The organism is Gluconobacter sphaericus, assembly GCF_016757795.1.
GTDB classification, from domain to species: Bacteria; Pseudomonadota; Alphaproteobacteria; order Acetobacterales; family Acetobacteraceae; genus Gluconobacter; species Gluconobacter sphaericus.
In genome coordinates this window covers 14,168-34,887 of sequence record NZ_CP068419.1, presented here as the reverse complement: position 1 = coordinate 34,887, position 20,720 = coordinate 14,168, and the positions used below count along the sequence as shown (strand labels likewise).

The 20,720-nt window shown below is 59.6% G+C and carries 18 protein-coding genes; 11 read left to right on the top strand and 7 right to left on the bottom strand.

Going from position 1 to position 20,720, the window contains the following annotated elements; translation table 11 throughout:
- Positions 1 to 92: 92 nt before the first annotated feature.
- Positions 93 to 1,298, top strand: a complete 1,206-nt coding sequence (locus IGS75_RS00135; protein WP_202257180.1) for a mechanosensitive ion channel family protein — start codon at positions 93 to 95, stop codon at positions 1,296 to 1,298.
- On the opposite strand, the gene IGS75_RS00130 is transcribed toward IGS75_RS00135, so the two are convergent.
- A complete protein-coding gene (locus IGS75_RS00130) occupies positions 1,290 to 2,831 on the bottom strand; it encodes an amino acid permease (protein WP_141351132.1) in 1,542 nt (513 codons plus the stop codon). The two genes, IGS75_RS00135 and IGS75_RS00130, sit on opposite strands and share 9 nt — an antisense overlap.
- 38 nt (positions 2,832 to 2,869) lie before the next feature.
- Positions 2,870 to 3,712, bottom strand: coding sequence for an undecaprenyl-diphosphate phosphatase (locus IGS75_RS00125; RefSeq protein ID WP_202257178.1), 843 nt, complete (start codon positions 3,710 to 3,712; stop codon positions 2,870 to 2,872).
- A gap of 183 nt (positions 3,713 to 3,895) precedes the next feature.
- On the opposite strand from IGS75_RS00125, the gene IGS75_RS00120 reads away from it, so the two are divergent.
- Entirely contained in the window at positions 3,896 to 4,360 is a 465-nt protein-coding gene (locus tag IGS75_RS00120; RefSeq protein ID WP_202257176.1) for an MlaD family protein, read from the top strand.
- 21 nt (positions 4,361 to 4,381) lie between these two features.
- Here the strand turns inward: IGS75_RS00120 and IGS75_RS00115 are convergent, their stop codons facing one another.
- Positions 4,382 to 5,446: an ATP-grasp domain-containing protein gene (locus IGS75_RS00115; protein ID WP_202257171.1), complete on the bottom strand. Its 1,065-nt coding sequence runs from the start codon at positions 5,444 to 5,446 to the stop codon at positions 4,382 to 4,384.
- Positions 5,447 to 5,451: 5 nt separating this feature from the next.
- Positions 5,452 to 6,018 carry a DedA family protein gene (locus tag IGS75_RS00110; protein ID WP_202258009.1) on the bottom strand — a complete coding sequence of 189 codons (567 nt, stop codon included), beginning with the start codon at positions 6,016 to 6,018 and terminating at the stop codon, positions 5,452 to 5,454.
- Between the two features lie 182 nt (positions 6,019 to 6,200).
- Between IGS75_RS00110 and IGS75_RS00105 the strand changes: the two genes are divergently transcribed.
- The 8 genes from IGS75_RS00105 to IGS75_RS00070 are packed head-to-tail and all read left to right on the top strand — an operon-like array spanning position 6,201 to position 14,016.
- Positions 6,201 to 7,196, top strand: a complete 996-nt coding sequence (locus IGS75_RS00105; RefSeq protein ID WP_141351124.1) for a lytic murein transglycosylase — start codon at positions 6,201 to 6,203, stop codon at positions 7,194 to 7,196.
- The gene (locus IGS75_RS00100; RefSeq protein WP_202257170.1) at positions 7,183 to 8,031 is read left to right on the top strand and encodes a septal ring lytic transglycosylase RlpA family protein; all 849 of its coding nucleotides are present in this window, start codon (positions 7,183 to 7,185) and stop codon (positions 8,029 to 8,031) included. The genes IGS75_RS00105 and IGS75_RS00100 overlap by 14 nt, the downstream gene beginning before the upstream one ends.
- Positions 8,028 to 9,305, top strand: a complete 1,278-nt coding sequence (locus IGS75_RS00095; protein ID WP_202257169.1) for a D-alanyl-D-alanine carboxypeptidase family protein — start codon at positions 8,028 to 8,030, stop codon at positions 9,303 to 9,305. The genes IGS75_RS00100 and IGS75_RS00095 overlap by 4 nt, the downstream gene beginning before the upstream one ends.
- A gap of 4 nt (positions 9,306 to 9,309) precedes the next feature.
- Positions 9,310 to 9,954 carry a dTMP kinase gene (gene tmk / locus IGS75_RS00090; RefSeq protein ID WP_202257168.1) on the top strand — a complete coding sequence of 215 codons (645 nt, stop codon included), beginning with the start codon at positions 9,310 to 9,312 and terminating at the stop codon, positions 9,952 to 9,954.
- Positions 9,951 to 10,874, top strand: coding sequence for a DNA polymerase III subunit delta' (locus tag IGS75_RS00085; protein ID WP_202257167.1), 924 nt, complete (start codon positions 9,951 to 9,953; stop codon positions 10,872 to 10,874). Before tmk ends, IGS75_RS00085 begins: the two co-directional genes overlap by 4 nt.
- Before the next feature lie 30 nt (positions 10,875 to 10,904).
- Positions 10,905 to 12,440: a methionine--tRNA ligase gene (gene metG, locus IGS75_RS00080; RefSeq protein ID WP_202257166.1), complete on the top strand. Its 1,536-nt coding sequence runs from the start codon at positions 10,905 to 10,907 to the stop codon at positions 12,438 to 12,440.
- A complete protein-coding gene (locus tag IGS75_RS00075) occupies positions 12,437 to 13,222 on the top strand; it encodes a TatD family hydrolase (RefSeq protein WP_141351116.1) in 786 nt (261 codons plus the stop codon). Before metG ends, IGS75_RS00075 begins: the two co-directional genes overlap by 4 nt.
- The gene (locus IGS75_RS00070) at positions 13,219 to 14,016 is read left to right on the top strand and encodes an MBL fold metallo-hydrolase (protein ID WP_202257165.1); all 798 of its coding nucleotides are present in this window, start codon (positions 13,219 to 13,221) and stop codon (positions 14,014 to 14,016) included. Before IGS75_RS00075 ends, IGS75_RS00070 begins: the two co-directional genes overlap by 4 nt.
- Here IGS75_RS00070 and IGS75_RS00065 read toward each other — a convergent pair.
- Entirely contained in the window at positions 14,013 to 14,528 is a 516-nt protein-coding gene (locus tag IGS75_RS00065) for a hypothetical protein (protein ID WP_202257164.1), read from the bottom strand. The genes IGS75_RS00070 and IGS75_RS00065 overlap by 4 nt on opposite strands.
- A 51-nt stretch (positions 14,529 to 14,579) precedes the next feature.
- On the bottom strand, positions 14,580 to 16,205 hold the full coding sequence (locus IGS75_RS00060) for a porin (protein WP_237469097.1): 1,626 nt from the start codon (positions 16,203 to 16,205) through the stop codon (positions 14,580 to 14,582).
- Positions 16,206 to 16,719: 514 nt separating this feature from the next.
- Here IGS75_RS00060 and IGS75_RS00055 point away from each other — a divergent pair.
- Entirely contained in the window at positions 16,720 to 18,141 is a 1,422-nt protein-coding gene (locus IGS75_RS00055) for a peptide MFS transporter (RefSeq protein WP_202257163.1), read from the top strand.
- On the opposite strand, the gene IGS75_RS00050 is transcribed toward IGS75_RS00055, so the two are convergent.
- Positions 18,138 to 20,714: a cation:proton antiporter gene (locus IGS75_RS00050; protein WP_202257162.1), complete on the bottom strand. Its 2,577-nt coding sequence runs from the start codon at positions 20,712 to 20,714 to the stop codon at positions 18,138 to 18,140. The two genes, IGS75_RS00055 and IGS75_RS00050, sit on opposite strands and share 4 nt — an antisense overlap.
- Positions 20,715 to 20,720 lie beyond the last annotated feature (6 nt).

Sequence of the window (20,720 nt, the reverse complement as noted above, 5' to 3'; positions counted from 1 at the left end):
GTGCCCGTGGCATTTGAGGTATCACGGTTTTCCAATCCATTTGGCCTCTTTCAGGCCCGCAATTCCTTTTAACGCAAGGAGTCCTTCATCTGGTGACGCAACATTTTGTCAGCACCCTGTTTGCCATACGGTCCTACTTCACCTGGCTGCCTGCTTCCGTCGTTTCGGTGCTGATGCTGGTGGTTGTGGGGGTGCTGGCGTTCTATTGCGGCAATCTGGTGACGACGCAGCTTCTGCGGATACCGGGATCGCGCAAGGCTGCGCTGATCCGGCGCATCGTCTCTTCCCTGCGTAGGCCTACGCGGCTGATGGTGGCGCTCCTGGCCATGCTGTCCGCGCTGCCGGCTGCAACCGGATTTACGGCGGCGCAGGAAGACGATCTTCAGCTCTTCTTCCTGTTCCTGCTGATTCTGACTTTCGGGTTCTCGGCCATCATGGTCTTCCGGATCATGACGGAGGTCTATCTCAACCGCCTGGCGGCGCGCGAAGAGACCGACGACATCATGATCCGCTCGCACCAGACGCAGATCCGCGTCCTGCGACGGTTGACGGAAATTCTGGTGGGCATCGTGACTGTGGCCTCGGCGCTTATGCTGTTTCCGTCGGTCAAGCAGTACGGGCTGTCCCTGTTCGCGTCTGCGGGGGCAGCGTCCCTGATCGTCGGTCTGTCCGCACGCGGGCTGCTGACGAACCTGATTGCAGGTGTCCAGATCGCGTTGACCCAGCCGATCCGGATGGAAGATCTGATCATCATCAATGGCGATTGGTGCTGGGTTGAGGAAATCAACGCGACTTATGTGGTACTGCGGGTCTGGGACTGGCGGCGGCATATCGTGCCGATCTCGTATTTTCTGGAAAACCAGTTCGAGAACTGGACGCATAATTCTGCGGCCATCATTGGCGTTGTGTTCCTGTGGGTCGATTATCAGGCGCCGATGGACAAGATCCGCGAAATGCTGAACGAAATCGTGCGGGGATGTCCACTCTGGGACGGGCGCGTGTTCGACGTTCAGGTAGCGGATTGCGATGCGCATGTCATGTCCATCCGCATCATCGCCAGTGCGCGCACAGCTCTTCAGAGCTGGGATCTGCGGTGTGATATCCGTGAGAAAATCATCGCCCGCATCCGTGATGAATGCCCCGAGGCGTTGCCTCGTTCGCGTTTTTCCATGATGCCGCCAGCAGCCGGGACTCAGGAGCCCTGGGAACGGATGGCGCCCCCGATCAGCCGGCCTCCGCCGGGAAGCTATATGGGCCCGGGCATGGGGCCCGGCAGTTCGTCGATGTCGTCAGACTGAGGGATGCCCGGGGCGCATTTTTGAATGACGCCGCCCGTAGAAGGCGTAAGTTGCAATGCCCAGCGCCAGATAGGTTACCAGAAGGATTAGCGGGACTGGATTGCCGCTGGTGACGGCGTGAACCATGTCCGAGACCAGCGGAATGGTCATGACGAGGCAGAACAGGATGCCGAGCGCGGGTGTCGTGCCGATCCAGATCCCGCGGATGCGGATACCGCCCAGCGGGACGCTGAAGGGACGCACGATGTCAGGCCGCGTGTTGCGCTGCCAGATGACCGTGAAGCAGACAATCCCGAACGCTGCGGCAGTGCCGATGGAAACGAGGTCACTGATGATGTCGATCGGCAGCGTTGCTGTGATGAGGGCCACTACGACGCCAAGGACGATCGTTCCGATCCACGGCGTACGAAATTTCGGATGAATGACGCTGAAGATCTGCGGGATCAGGCCGTCGCGGCTGATGGTCAGAAGGACACGGGACTGCGCATACATCAGGCCCATGAGGACCGAGCACAGGCCGATCGTGGCCCCGACATTGACCAGCATGGACAGCCAGGGTGTTTGCATGATCTTCACGGCAATGGCGAGCGGATCCGGCACGTCCAGTTCACGATAGGGCACGATGCCAAGCAGGACGGTCGCGACGATCATGTAGACGATGGTGCAGATCAGCAGGCTGCCGATGATGCCGATGGGAACATCACGGGTGGGGTTACGGGCCTCGGCCGAAGCTGTGGAAACGGCTTCGAACCCTACATAGGCGAAGAAGATGACCGAGGCTGCCCGGAAGATGCCGCGTACGCCGTAATGGAACCCGCCTTCACTGGCGGGAATGAACGGGTGCCAGTTTGCTGGATTGACGGCCCCGATGCCCAGCGCCACGAATACGAACAGTACCCCGACCTTGAGTGCTACGATCATGGTGTTGATGCGGGCGGATTCCTCGACGCCCCGGACCAACAGGGCAGTTACCAGCATCGTCGCGGTAAAGCCGATCAGATCGAACCGCCAGTCGGCGCTGATCTGTGCACCGGCCGTTCCGGGTACGGGCTGGAGCGTTGCGTGGGTCAGCGCGGGTGGTATGTGAAAGCCGGTGACGCCCAGCAGGGAGCTTGCATAGCCCGACAGGCCTGCCGCGACGGCCGCGCATGAAATGCCATATTCCAGCAGCAGCAGCCAGCCGACCATCCAGGCCACTTTCTCGCCCATCGAGATATAGGCGTAGGAATAGGCCGAGCCTGACACCGGAAGGGTCGAGGATAGTTCGCCATACGAAAAGGCCGTGAACAGGCAGGCCAGTGCCGCGATAACGAAGGAAATCAGCACGGAAGGGCCTGCATATTCCGCAGCGGCCGTTCCGGTCATGACATAGATGCCCGCCCCGATCGTGGACCCGACGCCGAGGATGACCAACTGAGTGGCTGTAAGGCTGCGCTTGAGGCCATTCGTGTCGTTTTCGAACAGGACCTGTTCAAGGGTCTTCCGGCGGTCTGGTCCGCGAGTATCTGGGGGAGATTGTATCGAAGCTGGCATGATCCGCAATGTGCCGCGAAAAACGGCGGCTGGAAAGGTCAGAGAAGAATGGCGGCACCGGCGAAAAAGCCGGCCATAATGCAGTAAACACCAAACGGTGTCAGGGCCCAGCCATCATGGTTGCGAAAGAAGCGTAGCATCACGAGCGAGCATATCAGCGCGGTCAGACCGGCAACGACGGCACCGGCGACACACTGCACCATGATGTTGTGTGAGATTGTCATGTGACGCATCTGCCAGGCTTCACGAACCGTGGCTGCAAGCACAATGGGTTGGGCCATCAGAAGCGAAAACCGCGCGGCCGTTTCATGGTCCAGACCGCGCAGCAGGCCACCATTCATGGTCGCACCTGACCGGGACAGACCCGGCAGCAAAGCCAGGCACTGCCAGATGCCGATGATCACAGCATCCTTGGGAGTAAGTGTGGCGATGGGCTTGTGGTCGCGGTAGCCCTTCTGACGTCGGAGCCATTCGGTGACCATCAGCAGGAAGCCATTGAGGATCAGGAATCCCGCAACGGCGAGGGGCGTGCCGAACACGGCACGCAGGCGATGCTCCAGAAGCCATCCAACCAGAACGGCGGGAATGGTGGCGATAACCAGTAGTCCAAAGATCCGAATCGCCTCCATCTGCCGATGACTGCCGTAACGACCGAACATGCCGCCCAGAATGGCCATCCAGTCCCGCCAGAACACACCGGCCAGTGCGACCAGCGTGCCAACATGCAGCATGGTCAGGAACGGCAGGAACATCGGAGCGTGTTCGTCCAGATCCCAGTGCAGGAGCGCGGGCAGAAGTACGGCATGGCCGAGGCTGCTGACCGGGAAGGGTTCGGTAATGCCCTGAACGATGGCGAGGATGAGGGCCTGGAGAAGCGTCATGGAGCCTGTTTCGGGTGGAAGCCTTCGTCACAAAGGCGGGAAAGCAGATCACTTGCCTGATGGTGGCAGAGGACGCAACCTTGGAGGTAACCTCTTTGACACCCACGGTCTTCACCTTGACCGGGCGGTCAAGGGAGGACTAACTCCCGTTCTGTTCAAGATTTTCCGGAAGGCGAGGCTGGCATGCAGTCAACATTGAGCGGCCGTGGGGGTGCCATCCTGGCCAGTGGTCTCGTTTTGGCGATTGCCGGGACATTCCTCGTCTACGGCAATGCCCTGCGCAAAGGGCCTGATTTCCAGGGTGAGGTTCTGCACGCGGCTTTCAATTCCGCGAATGGCTTACACACGGGCGCGAATGTCGATCTTGCAGGTGTTCCGGTGGGACGCGTCGTCTCCATCACCCTTGATCCGCGTACGCAAATGGCCGATGTGGCCTTTACAGTGGACCAGCGCCTTCATCTTCCCGTTGATACGGCTGTGGGCATCGGTGCGCCGACCATGACAGCGGATAATGCCCTGCAGATTCAGCCCGGTCATTCCCGCGTGACGCTGTCTGGCGAAGGCAAGATCACCGACACGCGGGATCAGCTGTCGCTCGAACAGCAGGTTAGCAATTACATCTTTGGCGGCGGCAAGCTGGGCCAGTAAAGCCAGCCTGCCAGGCAGGATTCAATCGTTCAACGGATAAGACGCCAGCAGCCGACGCTGTTTGCGCCAGGAATGTAGCATCGAGAACGCGCCCGACGTTTTCCATCCACGCGCCCTGTTGGCAGCACCGATCAGGAACGTCTGACGGTAATGTGAGAACTGGGCGCGGTAGGCTTCCCACAGTGTTGTGCGACGGTCCCAGATATGGGTTGCTTCGGAGCCGACACCGTTGATCTCGATGATCCGGAAATTTTCGCCTCGGCGCAGATCTTCAATGGAAGCGGCTTTCACGTCCACGCGCCCGAAGTGGAAATCCGGGATATCTTTCATGATGGCGTCGAGGCATGTGGTCAGCGCGTCCGTGGTGTCGGCGCGTCCGTCGCGGAAGACGGAACCTTTGCAGTGGTTGCCTGCGAAGACCAGCGGCATTTCCTCACCCTTTGCGAGGACTTTTTTCTCCCGTCCGGCCAGACGCGGTAGGTAGATCTGCGGCACCAGGCTCATGCGGGGATCGCGCAGGATCAGTTCCTCGATCGTGGAGACGCCATCGCCCGTCAGGACTGGCGCTTCCTTGTAGGTGATCGAGGTGATGCGACCATGTGCCTCGTCGGGATGTCGGATGTAGAACAGCCCCGCCTCGACGGGGTCGGTGATGAGGTCCTGCGCCAGCATATCCACGTCATCAGGGAATTGCGGCAGTACGGCTTCGAGCTGTTCGCGGTTATGGACGAGCTTCACACCCGTGCCGTTACAGCCGATATCAGGCTTGATGACGACGGGGAAGGACAGGTCCTTGCGCTTCATGGCGTCGAGTGCACGGCGAACGGAACCTTTGCCGCTGCGAAAGACGACATAAGGCGCGATATAGGACTGGGCCGTGGAGCCGCCCATGTCGAGGATGGAGGACTTGCTCTCGCCGCATAGGCCGCCCGTTTCGATACGTGGATTGGCGGCGGTCGAGATGCTGAGGTCGCGGTATTTGATCCCCATGGCGATCCAGTACAGGACGATGGGGGTGTAGAAGATGGACCCAGGCCAGAATTCGAAAAGGGAGAGGGGGTTCTGGTCGGCTTCTGACTTGGACATTGCTGCTATTGGCTCACGGTCTGGAGACGGGCGATCAGTCGCCCGACGACAACGATACACAGGACGAACCCCGCCAGCCCGGCCCAGCGCCAGCCCCCCTGATGGGCGAGCAGCCAGCCCCCGACTCTCGTGGCGAGCAGGAAAAGGAACGTCGTCCAGACCAGCGTAGCCAGAACTGCGGTCATGGCAAAGGGAAGGAACGGTGCCCGGAAGAAACCGCAGGCCGTATAGAGTGGCAGCCTGGCGCCGGGCACGAAGCGGGAGATGGCCACGACGCGGATGACGTTCGTGCTGAACCAGTCCTGTGTACGTTCTCGTTTGGGAAGGGTCAGGAACCGCTTGAGGTAAGGCCAGCGGGCACCGGCGGCGCCAAGCCCGTACAGGCCCATATCCCCGACTGCTACCCCGAAATACAGCGCACCCAGGGCAACGGGGATGCTGACTTCTCCGGCGCGGGCGGCAATGGCGGAAAGCACCGTTGCCACGTCTTCGAGAATGAAGGTGCCAACAATGATGGTGGCTGCCTTCAGCCAGGCTGGCTGCGAGGCCATGGCGGGGCCGATGGCGATCACGAGTGGGGAGGTTCCATGAACATTGAGGCGCCGGTTTCGCATGCCAGCGCGCCAACGACAATCTTGCCCTGCCATATTTCGGCGCGAATGACCTGCGACACTTCCGCCGAGGCTGGCGGTGCGTGTCGCGGATTGCTAGCGTATGTCCTATCATTTCTACCCGTAAGGGACTGGTCCTAACCGTGCTTCAAAGACGCCATCTGCTTGCCGCCCTGACTTCCGTTGCCGGTTCGGCGGTGGCCGGGCTTTCATCCGCCAATGCGCAGGTTAGTGTGCAGAGTTATGGCGCTTTTCTTGAGAGTGTCCGGGCACAGGCTCTGGCCCAGGGTCTTTCACCTTCGATCGTCTCGCAGGCCCTCAGTCTGACGACGCAGCCCAACCCCTCCGTACTCAAACTGGACCGTCACCAGCCGGAGTTCACCCTGACCTGGGCGCAGTATCGTGATCGCGTTCTCCCGGAGTCGCGCTTTGCGAAGGGGCGGAGCGTCTACGCCGCTCAGCAGGCCGTGATGTCTCCCATCAGCGCACGCTTCGGATGCGACGATCGCGCTGTCATGGGGATCTGGGGTCTCGAGTCGGGATTTGGTGCCCATGACGGAACGTATCCCGTCATCGACGCGCTCGCGACTCTGGCTTTTGACGGACGGCGTTCTGCCTTCTTCCGCAATGAACTCATGAAGGCGCTCCAGATCCTGAATGATGGCGATATCGCACCAGCTGCAATGATCGGCAGTTATGCGGGTGCCATGGGGCAGGCGCAGTTCATGCCTAGCGCCTATCTGCGTTACGCGGCGGATGGGGACGGGGACGGCAAGCGCAACATCTGGACATCAGAACCAGACGTGTTCGCGTCCATCGCCAATTATCTCGGAAAATGCGGCTGGCAGCGCAACGAACCCTGGGGCCAGGAAATCACGCTGACCAAGGTGCTCGACAAGGCCGAGATCGGCCGGACCCGTCAGCGGACACTGGCCGAATGGATGGCGCTGGGTGTGCGTCGCGTGGATGGGACGGCGTTCTCGCAGTCGAACGTAAAAGGCGCTGTCGTGCAGCCCGATGGCCCGGGGACACAGGCCTTCATGGTCTATCACAACTTCAACGTGATCCGCCGTTATAACCCTTCGGACTATTATGCGCTCGGCGTCGGGCTTCTGGGGACGGGCATTGTCTCTGCGTAATTACGGGGCCGCTCTGGTCCTTCTGCCCCTTCTTGCGGCCTGTCACCGTGAAGGGCCGACGCCAGCCGCGCATCCGCATTACGAATTGGGAAGTGCCTGGCGCGGAACGCACGGCTGGTTCTATCCCAACGAGCAGTTTGACTACCACGTGACAGGTCTGGCAACGCGGCAGCAAGCACCGGTTGGTGGATTGACGGCGGATGGTGAGACCTGGTCTGCGAGCGGCATGACGGGTGCGCATCAGACGCTCCAGCTTCCGGCGATCGTCAGTATCCGCAATTTGCTGAATGGGCGGATCGTCCGGATCCGGCTGACCGATCGTGGGCCGGCGGATCCGGGGCGCATCATTGCGCTTTCTCCGAAGGCTGCGGATCTGCTGGGCATGACTGTGGATACGCCCGTTGAGGTCACGGAAGACGAAGCGGCCAGTCGGGCGCTGGCGGAAGGGTTGGGCAAGCCGCCTGCCCAGAATATTTCAGCGGCTCCTGTCGGGGAAGTTCGCGAGACATCCCTGAGTGACGGGTCTTCGCGGGTTTATGGTAACGACTCGTCCGCGGCGTCGTCTTCCGTTGCCGTGGGGCCGTTGCCTACGACCTGGATGCAGGGCAGTTCGGGGCCGTCGGGGCTGTATGTCCTGATGGGAATTTTTTCTGGCCATGCGACGGCGGCAAGTGTCGCACTGCGCTGTGGTGGTACAGTCCTGCACGCCTCCGAAGGCGCGGGACTGGAATGGCGTGTTTTTGGCGGGCCCTATGCCGATATCGCACAGGCAGACGCGGCACTGGACCGCACCCGCCTGTGCGGGGTAGAGGGCGCGCGGATCATTGTGGAATGATGGCCGGTTGTGTGAAGGCCGTGAAACTGGGGACGAACGTGCGGACTAGACGCTCTCTTTTCGGTGGGGTGGCAGGCATTGCGGCCTGTGCTTCTTTTGCGGGACCCCTGAAGGCGTTTGCCCGCCCGCACCGTCATGCTGGCCACGCTGCGAAAACCGCGGCTGCGGCTCCTGCGGCTGACGCACCTGTCGGCACGCCGGCAAACACGCCGATCGGACCGTTCGATACCGTGGCGCGCTGGGCCTACGTCGTGGATTACGACACGGGCGCTGTCCTGCTCGACAAAGCTTCCGAGGAGCGTATGGCGCCGTCTTCGCTGACGAAGATGATGACGGCCTATATCGTATTCGGCATGCTGGCGACGGGGCGTATCCGTCTGGAGCAGAGCCTGCCGGTCAGCGAGAAAGCCTGGCGTACGCAGGGCTCCAAGATGTTCGTGCCGCTGGGCCAGAGCGTTCTGGTGTCCGACCTGATCCAGGGGATGTTGATCCAGTCGGGCAATGATGCCTGCATCGTGCTGGCGGAAGGGATTGCCGGGTCTGAAGAGCGTTTTGTTGCGATGATGAACGAGGAAGCGCCGAAGCTCGGCATGATGAACTCGCATTTCGCCAACGTGACGGGTCTGCCCGCAGAAGGCCACTTCATGACGGCGCGCGATGTCGCAACCGTGGCCTCGCATCTGATCCGCGATTTCCCGCAGTATTATCATTATTTCGGTGAGCTTGAGTTCACCTATAACCGGATCCGTCAGGGTAACCGGAACGTGCTGGTGGACAAGGGCCTCGCAGATGGTCTGAAGACCGGCCATACCGATGCGGGCGGGTTTGGCCTCTGTGCCAGTTCCAAGCGCAACGGCAACCGTGTGATCGTCGTCATCAACGGTACTGCGTCGAGCAACGAGCGCGCGCATGAGGGCGAACGCCTGATGTCCTGGGCGTTTGCCAATTTCGAGAACGCTACACTGTTCCGCCGTGGACAGGTCGTCGATTCCGCGCCGGTCTGGATGGGCGAGCATCGTAAGGTGTCGTTGGTCGCCGGTGCGGATATTGTCATGACGTTGCCGGTCGGCTGGCAGCAGCGCTCCCATATCGCCGTGGATTATGCGTCGCCGGTGATTGCCCCCGTAACGAAGGGGCAGGTTTGCGGAGCGCTGGTGATTTCCGCGCCGAACATGGCCGATATCCGCGTGCCGCTTGAAGCAGGCGAATCGGTTGCGAAGCTTGGACTGGTCGCCCGCGCGATGACGCGTCTGGGCCACGGCCCTGCGCAGTAAGGGCATGGCTGGAAAAGGACTGTTTGTCACACTAGAAGGTGGTGAGGGCGCGGGGAAATCCACGCAGGCCCGCCTTCTGGCTGAGGCCCTGCGTGCGCAAGGGCATAATGTTCTGCTGACGCGAGAGCCTGGTGGCACGCCGGGCGCGGAAGAAATCCGCAACCTGCTGCTGTTTGGAAAGGTTGATCTCTCCTGGCGGGCGGAAATCCTGATGCACATGGCCGCCCGGTCGGACCATCTCGATAACGCCATTCTGCCGGCGCTTGAGCGGGGCGAGATCGTGGTGTGTGACCGCTTTCATGATTCGACGTTTGCCTATCAAGGCTATGGCGTCGGGCAGAGTGCACCGGATGTTCTGAAATTCCTGAACGGCGCGCGCAAACTCGTGGATTTCGAGCCCGATCTGACATTGATGCTTGAGCTTCCCCGGACGCAGGCGCGTGAGCGCCTTAATGCCCGTGGTGGACAGACAGATCGTTACGAAGGTCAGGCAGAAGCGTTTCACGAGCGCGTTCTGGCCGGGTTTGACGCGATTGCGTCAGCGGACCCAGCGCGCGTGAAGCGAATTGACGCGGCCCAGACACCCGAGATCGTCGGTGCGGCGCTTCTGCAAGCTGTTCAGGCCCGTCTTGCGGTTCAGGGCGTGTGAGCGATCCGCGTCACACTCTGGAGCTGTATGGTCACGGCGACGCGGAAGCGACGTTCCGGCAGGCCCTGGCCGGTGGCAAGCTGCATCATGCCTGGCTGATCTGTGGCCCGGCAGGAATTGGCAAGGCGACGCTGGCCTTCCGTCTGGCCCGGCTGCTGCTGAATGCGGAAAATCCGGAATCGTCGCAGGCACGGCGTATTGCGGCCGGAACACATGGGGATTTGCTGGAAATTTCGCGGGTCGTGGACGAAAAAAAAGGGCGTCTGCGCGGGGAAATTACTGCGGCGGATGTGCGCCCGGTCCAGACCTTCCTGCATCACACGGCAACCGAAGGCGGCTGGCGTGTGGTGATCGTGGACGGGGCGGAATATCTGAACCGGTTCGCGGCCAACGCGCTGCTCAAGATCCTTGAAGAGCCTCCTCCGCGCTGTGTCCTTCTCCTGACGACGTCTTCTCCGGGCGCGCTCCTGCCCACGATCCGCAGCCGGTGCCGGATGCTCGCTTTGTCCGCGCTGTCCGACGCGGATATGCGCGCCGCACTGCCCGGTGTTTCTGCGGATGTGCTGGCACGGGCCCATGGATCGCCAGGCCGGGCACTCTTTCTCTCGCAGGACCGGGACGGGGCGATTGCCTCATTTGTGGCGGAAATCCTGGCCGGACAGGTGCGTGGATCGGAAACCATGGCCCTGAGCGAGCGTATTGCGAGAGAGGCTGAAGGTTTCGCATTGCTCTGCGATTTGCTAGGCGAGGGACTGGCAGACCGTGCGCGCTCGGCAGCGCGACATGGGGATCTTGCAAAGGCCGATCTGGCGGCGCGGCAGTGTTCTGAACTGGACACGCTGAGGCGTCAGACCGAAGGCTTCAATCTGGACAAGGCCCAGGCCATCCGTCAGGCAGCGGAACTCGCTTCCGGCAGCTGAGATGGTCCGGGCGTTATGAAACGAGTGGACATGACGCGGCGCTTCACCATCACGACCCCGATCTTCTATGTGAACGGCGCTCCGCATATCGGGCATGCCTATACCTCTATTGCGGCCGACGTTTTGGCCCGCTTCCATCGCCTGAACGGCGAAGAGGTTCTGTTTGTCAGCGGGACGGACGAGCACGGCCAGAAGGTCGAGCAGACGGCCGTTGCCAAGGGTATGGATCCGCAGGCCTATGCCAACGAGGTTTCAGCCTCCTTCCGCCAGATGCAGAAGGACATGGCGATCTCGACCGATGAGTTCATCCGCACCACCGAGGAGCGTCACAAGGGCGCGGCTAAGGCGCTTTGGGAGAAGGTTGCGGCGAACGGGCATATCTATCTGGGTGCCTATGAAGGCTGGTATTCCACCCGCGATGAAGCCTTCATAGGCGAGGATGAACTGGTCAAAAAGCCCGACGGAACATTTGTGGCCCCGTCCGGTGCGCCGGTCGAGCGCGTCAAGGAACCGTCCTACTTCTTCCGTCTGTCCGATTTTCAGGACCGTCTCCTGAAGTTGTATGAAGATAATCCCGACTTCATCGCCCCCGTCGGCCCCCGTCGTGAGATCGAGAGCTTTGTGCGTCAGGGTCTGCGCGACCTGTCCGTCAGCCGCACGAGTTTCAAATGGGGCGTTCCGGTTCCGAACGATCCGGACCATGTCATGTATGTCTGGTTCGACGCGCTGGCGAATTACCTGACGGCTGTGGGCTATCCTGATCTTGATGATCCCCGCGCGAAGTTCTGGCCTGCGGACATCCATGTCGTAGGCAAGGAAATCGCGCGCTTTCACTGCGTGTACTGGCCCGCGTTCCTGATGGCGGCCGGTATCGATCTGCCGAAGAGCGTCTTTGCCCATGGTTGGTGGACGGTCGAGGGCGAGAAGATGAGCAAGTCTCTCGGCAACGTGCTTGATCCGAAGGCGTTGGCCGACGAATTCGGGCTGGATGCGCTACGCTTCTTCTTGATGCGCGAAGTGCCGTTCGGCGGCGATTCCAATTTCAGCCGTCGCTCCATGATCACCCGCACGAATGTTGAGCTTGCGAACGATCTTGGCAATCTGTGCCAGCGTACGTTGAGCCAGGTGGCCCGCAATTTGGGTGGTGTTCTGCCCGAGCGCGGCACGCTGACCGAAGACGATCAGGCCATGCTGGCCATGGTGACGCTGCTGCCGACGATTATGTCCGAGCAGATCGAACGCAAGGCGATCACAGATGCGCTGGAGGAAGTCTGGAAGGTCATTCGCGCTGCCAACTCCTATATCGACCGTCAGGCGCCTTGGGCCCTGAAGAAGACCGATCCGGAGCGGATGGCGGACGTGCTGCGGGTTCTCGTGGACATGATCCGAGGCATCGCAACCATGCTTCAGCCTTTCATGCCGAACACGATGGACAAGATGCTGACACAGCTCGGCGTGCAGGACGACGAACGGAATTTCGCGGCTCTTGAAACGCTGATCCCCGCTGGCCGGACGTTGCCCAAGCCGGAAGGTCTGTTTCCGCGCTTTGTCGAGGAAGAGGCATGACGGGGCTGATCGACACCCACTGTCATCTGGACAAGCTTGATGATCTTGCGCCTGCTTTCGCGCTGGCACGGGAGTTCGGCCTCTCCGGAATGATTACGATCGGCACGCGCTTTTCCCAAGCGGATACGCAGATTGCCCTGACGCAGCATGACACGTCGGATCTGCGGATCTGGTGCGCGATTGGCATTCATCCGGATTATGCGGGTGAAGAGCGTCTGCCATCGGTTGAAGAGCTGGTCGCGAAGACGCAAGCTCCGTGTGTTGTGGCAATCGGGGAAACGGGACTCGATTATTTCCATAGCGGGGATGAAGCCAAGCCAGCACAGCACGCTGCCTTCCGCACCCATATTGCGGCTGCGCGTCAAACGGGATTACCTGTCGTCATCCACACCCGCAACGCGGATGAGGATATGATCGCCATTCTGCGTGACGAACATGCCAAGGGAGCGTTTCCGTTTCTGATCCACTGCTTCGCGTCCGGTCCAAAACTGGCCGAGGCGGCTCTGGAGCTGGGGGGCTATATCAGCTTTTCCGGGTTGCTGACCTTCCCGAAATGTGAGGAAATCCGCGACGTCGCACGGATGGCGCCGGAAGACCGTATTCTGGTGGAAACGGACAGCCCGTTTCTTGCTCCGGTCCCGAAGCGCGGCAAACCCAATACACCAGGTTACGTTGCCCATACGGCTGCACGACTGGCTGAAGTACGGGGTGTTTCGCTTGATGACATCACGCGGATCACGACTGAAAACGCTGAACGTCTCTTCACAAGGATTGCTGCATGAAGGTTACGATCCTCGGATGTGGCGGTTCTGCGGGCGTTCCCATGATTGGGGGCGAGGAGGGGCCACGTACGGGGATCTGGGGCGCGTGCGACCCGATGGAGCCGCGGAACCGGCGTACGCGGTCATCGGTCGTGATCGAAGGTGAGGGCGGTTTTCGACTTCTGGTAGATTCAGGGCCTGATTTTCGCGATCAGATGCTGAACTGCGGCCTGAGTCATGTCCATGCGGTGCTCTACACGCATCCGCATAGCGATCATATTGGCGGCCTGGATGAATTGCGGGCCATCAACCGTGTGATCGGCACGCCTCTGCCGCTGTTGGCGACGCCGGACGTGCTTGAAGAATTGCGTCTGCGTTACGCCTATGCATTCGCGCCCTGGAAAGGGCCGGAATTCTATCGGCCCGTTTTTGAAGAGCGCGTCGTGCAGGAGGGAAAAAGTGTTTCTTTTCCTGGGTTAGACATCCAGATTTTCGAACAGGGCCATGGGCGGATCACATCTCTGGGCGTGCGATGTGGCACCTTCGCCTACAGCACGGACGTTGAAACACTTTCAGACGAGGCTCTGTCCACGCTTAACGGTGTGCAGACCTGGATTGTTGACTGCTTCCAGCACGACCCGCATCCGGCTCATGCCTGGCTTGAACGTGTGCTGCAATGGCGTGAGCGACTTGGCGTGCGTCACGTGATCCTGACCCATATGGGCCCGGATATGGATTACCGGTCCCTGTGTCAGACGCTACCCGCAGGCGTCGAGCCCGCGTATGATGGAATGTTGCTTAATCTTCAGGATTAATGCGAGGTGCTCGTCTGTATCGGGCTGCCTGGGACGAGAATACTTAGCCCTTCCAGATGCGTCATCGGTTCAGCAGGTGGGACTGATGGATTGGACGGATACTTCACGCCATTGAACCGCATGCGACTGCTCACAAGGGCAGGGTGCCCATCCGGCAGTCTTCCGGAATAGGAAATGACGAGATCATGCCAGCCCTGTGACAGATGAGGCAGGAGGTGAACGGGCAGCTGAACCAGCATCATGCGTGACAGGATGCGCCAATCATTGCCACTATTCGTGAGTATGAAGAGCGTGCATCCACCGGTTGCGCCGCACCATTTGCGGTCTCGGGCATAGACAAGATATTGCCGTGATGTACCGGCTTCGTTCAGCACGACATCCGCTCCCTGATATCGGGATACTCCGAGCTTTGATCCTATCAACTCCTGCAATGTGGTGGCAGGTGTGGCGCCAGCCACCCCATGGAGCGCGAATAGAGCGCACAGCACAGGGGCGGAAAAATACATCCTCATCGTAGTCTGCTTTTTAAAACCCGGGCAGGGAAGCTGCCCGGGTCCTCAGGCTCAGAATGTCATCATCGCACCGGCGGACATCGTGTGGTCGCTTTCGTGGGCGCTGCTGTGGGAGTCCGATTCCGTATGGGCATATTCGCCCACGATCGTGAACCAGTCCGTCATGTTGTAATAGATCGCTCCGATTTCGGACTGGTTACGCCGGACCATGTCCGGATTATCTTCGCCAGCGGCCTGATAGAGGTTACTGACACCATAACTCCCCACGACCTTGAGCTTGGGCAGGATTTTGTAAGCCGCCTGAACGTAGTAACCTTCGGAATCACGCTTGCGCCCATCGGCTGAAACGCCATCGAAGAAAATACCCGTCGTTCCCAGACCGCTACCATAATAGTAATAGGCCACGCCTTCAAACGGCCCGCGCGTGACCTTCATGCCAACATCGCCCGCTTCGACGGTTGTTCCTTTGCGGCTGTTGGTGCCCAGTGTCGAACTGGTCAGGTTCTGTTGATGCTGGACGAGGAAGCTGCTCCAGAAACGGGTCGTGAAGCCGGCGATATTGCCGTCATAAGTGACCTTGCCCTGAAGCATAGGGGAGCTGTGCTGGGTCGTGGTTGCAGAGATACCACCGCCGGCATAATTATATTCATCCAGAGGTGTCATGACGCCAACGGAGGCCTGAAAACCTTTCCATTTCGGCGAAATATAGGTGATCTGAGGCAGCCAGTCGGTATAGACGTAGCCAACGCCAATGCGTCCCAGTGAGGTGTTGGCCGGGTTCGCGTTGCTGCCGGTGCTACCGACGCTGAGAAGCGTGGCATCGTTCAGAATGGCGTCGGATGCAAAGAGCGCGATATCACGACCCAGCTTGATCGTACCAAACGTATCGGTTCCAGCGGTCATATAAACCTGACGGAAATCGAGGCCAGCCGTTCCAAGTCCGACCGGACTGCCACCGGAGTTGGCGTTGAAGGTACTGGGATTGTTATTGTTGATGCCGGGATACATACCAAAAACAGCGCCGAGCTTAATCCCGTTCTGCACCGTGTTCAGCTTGAGGATCAGGCCACCCGGCAGCAGGCCATTACGAATCGACGAGGAATCAAAACCGCTGCTTCCGGTCGAGACGCCACCAGCAACAGCACGGCCGCCGGCAGGGCTGTTATAGGTATAGTAAGCGTTAACGAATCCCGAGATGTTGATGTCGATCTGGCCGGCCTGAATCGTAACGCCTTTGCCCGCGACATAGGGCTTCACGCGTACGATGCTGTCCGGATTGTACGTACGGCGCGCTTCCAGAAGTGAATTGCGGGCATCCTGTGCACTCGCCGACGCTTCCATGGCAGCGCGCCGCGCTGCGGAAACGGCCGCAATGGTCGTGACATCCGGGGGAGCCTCCAGGCTGCTGCCTTCATTCTGGGGTCCATAGCGCATGTAGCGGTTGCGATGACGGGACGGAGCGGCAGGGGTGCTCTCATCGTCGCGCTGTAAGGAAGGATGCGAGTGGTGCTGGTGATGGGCCAGCAGAACATTGTATTCCGAGCGGGTCAGGCTGCCCTTGGCCCGGAGAATGTCGAGCAGTTCCGTATAATCATCTGCCCGTGCGACATTCGGCAGGACGGAGAGTGCAGCAATGCAAAATGTGCTTCCCAGGAGACTCAGGCGGCACAGGGACATAGATGGCATATAAACAGCCGCTCCCGCGGATACACCGGTACTCACAAGACGGGCGTGCACCGGTAAAATGGACTACAATGCTTTTCCTAGCGTGAATGGAGACATTCTTCGCAACAATAGGATGTGTTCTCACAAAAATGTCAGAAATACAGGCTTCCAATATATGTAAGTTGGCATAATATATCTTATGCGACATTTGTGTAAGTGTGATCCCGGCCCTGATATACGTCCGGATTTCTCTCCATCAGGTTGCTCTGAGAACAATAATATTGGCAGTTTTCAGCTATTTTTTTACCAATGGCATAATGCCATTATTATTTCTTTCTGGATTTTCTGGCATCCAGAAGTTGATTCCTGATGGATGCAAGGCTTTCCCGTAACGGCAGGCCTCCGATCTATGGCAAAATGCCAGCTTTAGAAATTGGGCCATTTTGCCACTTCTCTCGCTCCCTCTTTACCTCACCGCCTTTCTCCCTTTACGCAGGTTCTCCCGCCCCTGCGTGAATGAGGCCGCATGACCGAGATCCTTCCTGCTTCCCCGACTGTCGAACCGTTTTCCGCAGCAAAACAGCGGGAACTTTGGGGGCATCCCGTCGGGTTGTGGGTGCTGACGCTGACTGAAGGCTGGGTTGGGTTTTCGCTCTATGGGATGCAGGCCATTCTGGCCCTATATCTGACCGACCATCTGCTGCAGCCGGCGTATTCGGGAGCCGTTGTGGGTCTCGGACCGCTTGAAGCTCTTGTTTCGGCCATTTATGCGCCTGTGGGACCGCGCGCCATGAGCGCAGCCATCACGGGTCTGTTCCTGGCGTTGATTTATGCCACCCCTCTCCTCGGTGGGTTTCTGGCGGACCGCGTCCTCGGTCAGACACGGACTATCCTCTTGGGCGCCATTCTGATGACAGCGGGCCACTTCTTAATGTCATTTGATTGGAGCTTTGTACTGGCTCTCGGTTTTCTGTTGGCTGGTCTTGGCATGGCTGGCGGTCTGCGGGCACAGGTCGGCGCACTGTATGAATTGGATGACCGGCGGCGTTCGGATGCTTATCAGATTTACATGATGGGACTTCAGGTCGCCGTCATCGTGTCCCCGGTCCTGTGTGCGAGTCTGGCGCAAATCGAATGGCACTGGGGTTTTCTGGCAGCAGGCCTGGGTATGCTGATCGGGCTTGTGGTTTATCTCGTGGGGCGGCGCTGGCTCCCCGCTCCTGCTGTGCTTCAGTCTGCGGCCCCGGCCGCACTCACAAAACACGCACGTCCTGCCCTGACATCACAGGAAAAGAAGACGGCCCTGCTGCTTTTGGCACTTGTGCCTGTCCTAGCCGTGGGTGCTATCCCGAACTCGGAAATCTTCGATGGCTACCTGCTCTGGGGGCGCGAACATTTCCAGCTTCATCTTTTAGGATATGAGATGCCGGTGAGCGATCTCATTTCCCTGGACGGATTTATCAGCACCCTGTGCGCCGTGCTGGTTCTGTGGTTCTGGAAGATCTATGCGCGTCGCAGGCCCGATCTGTCGGAGATATCCAAGGTCGCATTGGGGACATTCATTGGCGCTTTCGGGCCGCTGATGCTGGCTTTGGGGTCATGGATCAGTCCGGGTCCCCATGAGGTTAGCCTCTTCTGGGGGCTGGCCTTTCACATCATCAATGACATCGGTTTTTCGATGAATTATGCGATCGGAATGGCGCTTTTCTCTCGCGCAGCCCCGGTGAGCCTGAACACAATTCTCGTTGCCTGCTTCTCGCTCCATCTGTTTCTATCCAACCTGCTGATTGGAAAGCTGGCGACACTGCTGGGACGGATTTCCGACGTCTCGTTCTGGTTGATGCATTCAGGAGCCGCGCTTGTAGCAGCGGTAATCCTCGGCTTCTGTGCTGTGCGCTTCCGTGAGCTTCTGGCCCCCGGCAAAGCGACCGCGCCGCCCGTGCCTTAAGGCCGCGGCACAACCAGATGTCGCATTTCTGGCGCCGATGCGGTTGAGATAGCATCGCCATCCAGCGTGCGAACTGTGACAGGCGTCAGCAGTCCGTCTGCTCTTTTCTGACTGCGCTGGATAATGAGGCGTTGTACGATGGGATACTCCTTCAGTAGCTTCTCGAACACTGGACGTGGAATGGCGAGCAGATGGCTGAACTGCAGGGAGCGGACGGTTCCGGGCATGGTCTCGTTACGAATGACGGAAGCCGCACCGATCAGGTCTCCGCTTCCGAAGAGCAGGTCGCGTTCCGCCAGATTGACTTCTGCTAGCCCTGCTACCTGCGCATAGACGACGCGCACGCGCTGCCCGCGCTTGAACAGGACCTCGCCGGGCGAGACAAAATGCATGGAGACCTTGCCCGAGAGCTTTTGAAGCACGCTGTCGGGAACCCCGTTGAAGGCCGGAAAGGCTCTGAGACGTTGTTCGATGCCGCTCTTGAGATTGAAGCGCAGGGGCGCATCCAGACGCGCGCGCTGGCGTTCGATCTCACGATGAAGTTCGCGGTGCAGTTCCTCGGAAATCAGGTTGTCTGCTTCGAGCGCGTCATATTCCTCATCCTCCAGACGCAGGGCAATCTGGCGGAGAATACGGCTTTCCAGAGCTTCGGAATAGCCGGAGTAATGCAGGCGCAACGTTTCCAGTGCATCGTCCAGAAGCTTACGCTGGCGGCCGAGCACTTCAGACACGATTTCCGTGATACGTGGGCCAAGCGTTGGTTCCATGCGCTGGCGGATGAAGCGCTGAAGCGATAGCGAGACGAGATGCGCAATGATGAGCATCTCGAAACGCTCCATCATGCAGTTCGTCAGTGGCTCGTCGATATGCAGGCGGCTGTGGAGCTCCTGCGCGATCCGGAAGCGCAATGAGGGCTGAAGACGGCGCTTGAGGGCCCTGACATAACCATAGCGCCCTTCAAGACGTGCACCATCGGCCATAGATTCAGCCGTCCGCAGCAATGTCTCCATCACGCGCCGGGACAGCCCCTGAATGCGAAACAGGTCCAACAGCAGGGAGCGCTCCTGGTTGGCGATGGTGATCAGGGCGATATTGACGCGGTTGCGATCGCTTAGGGCGGATTCAAAATTGTTGGCCGCCCTCTCCTTTTCGGCGCGCCGCTTAAGGCGGCTGATGACGCCGGCGCGGGTCTGCTCGCTGAAACCGAGTTCTTCGGAAAGCTCCCGTGTGCGTTCCGCAACTTCACCAAGGCCGATGCCCACGATCTGCTGACGGATAGCCTGATCGATGGGCGACAACTGATCCAGTTTGAAGAACAGAACAAGCGCCCGCAGTGTGGTCCCGTTGACCAGAAGCGTGATGAGAACGAAGCCAGTGGCGATGATGCCGATGAAATGCGCAACGGGGCTTGAGACGCTCTGGTTCTCGGTCACGGCCAGCGCCAGCGCTAGCGTAATGGCACCACGGATGCCACCCCAGGCCATCGTAGCCTTGAAGGGATTGGGAACGGGCGGCGAGAGCTTCGTGATGGCAAGAAGTGGCAGCATTCCGAAAATCACGGCCGAACGTGCGATCAGGCCCGCGACACTGGCGATCAGGATCAGTACGAAATCCCATTTCGTCATACCGATCAGCAACCGGGGCACGAGCATGGCGGCCAGAAGGAACACGAGAGAGCCGGCCCAGAAAACGAGCTGCTCCCACATTTCGTTCAGGAAACGCCAGACCTGCGGCCGGAAAGTGGACGGCCCGTAAGCGGAGACCGTCAGGCCCGCAGCAGCTGTTGCGACTACGCCGGAAAAGCCGAGCATCTCATCACAAAGGATGTAGACGGCATAAGGTAGTGCAAGGGTCAGCGTGACTTCCGAAGCAGCTGATCCCCCCAGTCCAGCGATCAGCAGTAATGTGAGACGAGCCAGGCAGACGCCAACCACGATCGCCCCGATGAAAGCCGTCAGGAAGTCCATCAGCGCGTCGGCCAAGTGGATATGATGATGCGAGGTGACGGCTGCCAGAAGGATCGAGAAGATCGAAATGGCTGCAGCGTCGTTCAGGAGTGCCTCACCTTCGACAAGGCGCGTCAGACGCGAAGCCGCTCCGATTTCACGGAAGATCCCGGCCACGGCAGACGGATCGGTCGTCGCCACGATCGATCCCAGAAGCAGGCAGACGACAAGGCTCTGTTGCGAGAACGGATAAAGTGCGAAGCCAATGGTAGCGGTCGAAACGATGACAGCGACAACTGCCAGCAGCAGTACCGTTGCTGTCTCATGGGCCAGACGTCGCACGTCGATGGCCATGGCTCCCTGAAACACCAGGATGGGCAGGAAGATCAGCAGGAAGGCTTCACTATTGACCGGGAAATAGATCAGCGCCTCGGCCGCTCCATCCAACAGATCGGTCGCAGACGAGCGCACGATAAGGGACGCAACAAGGCCCAGCCCGATCCCGGTCAGGGCCAACAGGACAGCTTCGGAAATCTCAAGACGTTTCGCGAGGGGCTGGATGATGCTGACAAGCGTGAGCAGGAACGCAAGCGCTAGGAGTACGGCTGCCAGTCCTGTCACCATCATCGTTGT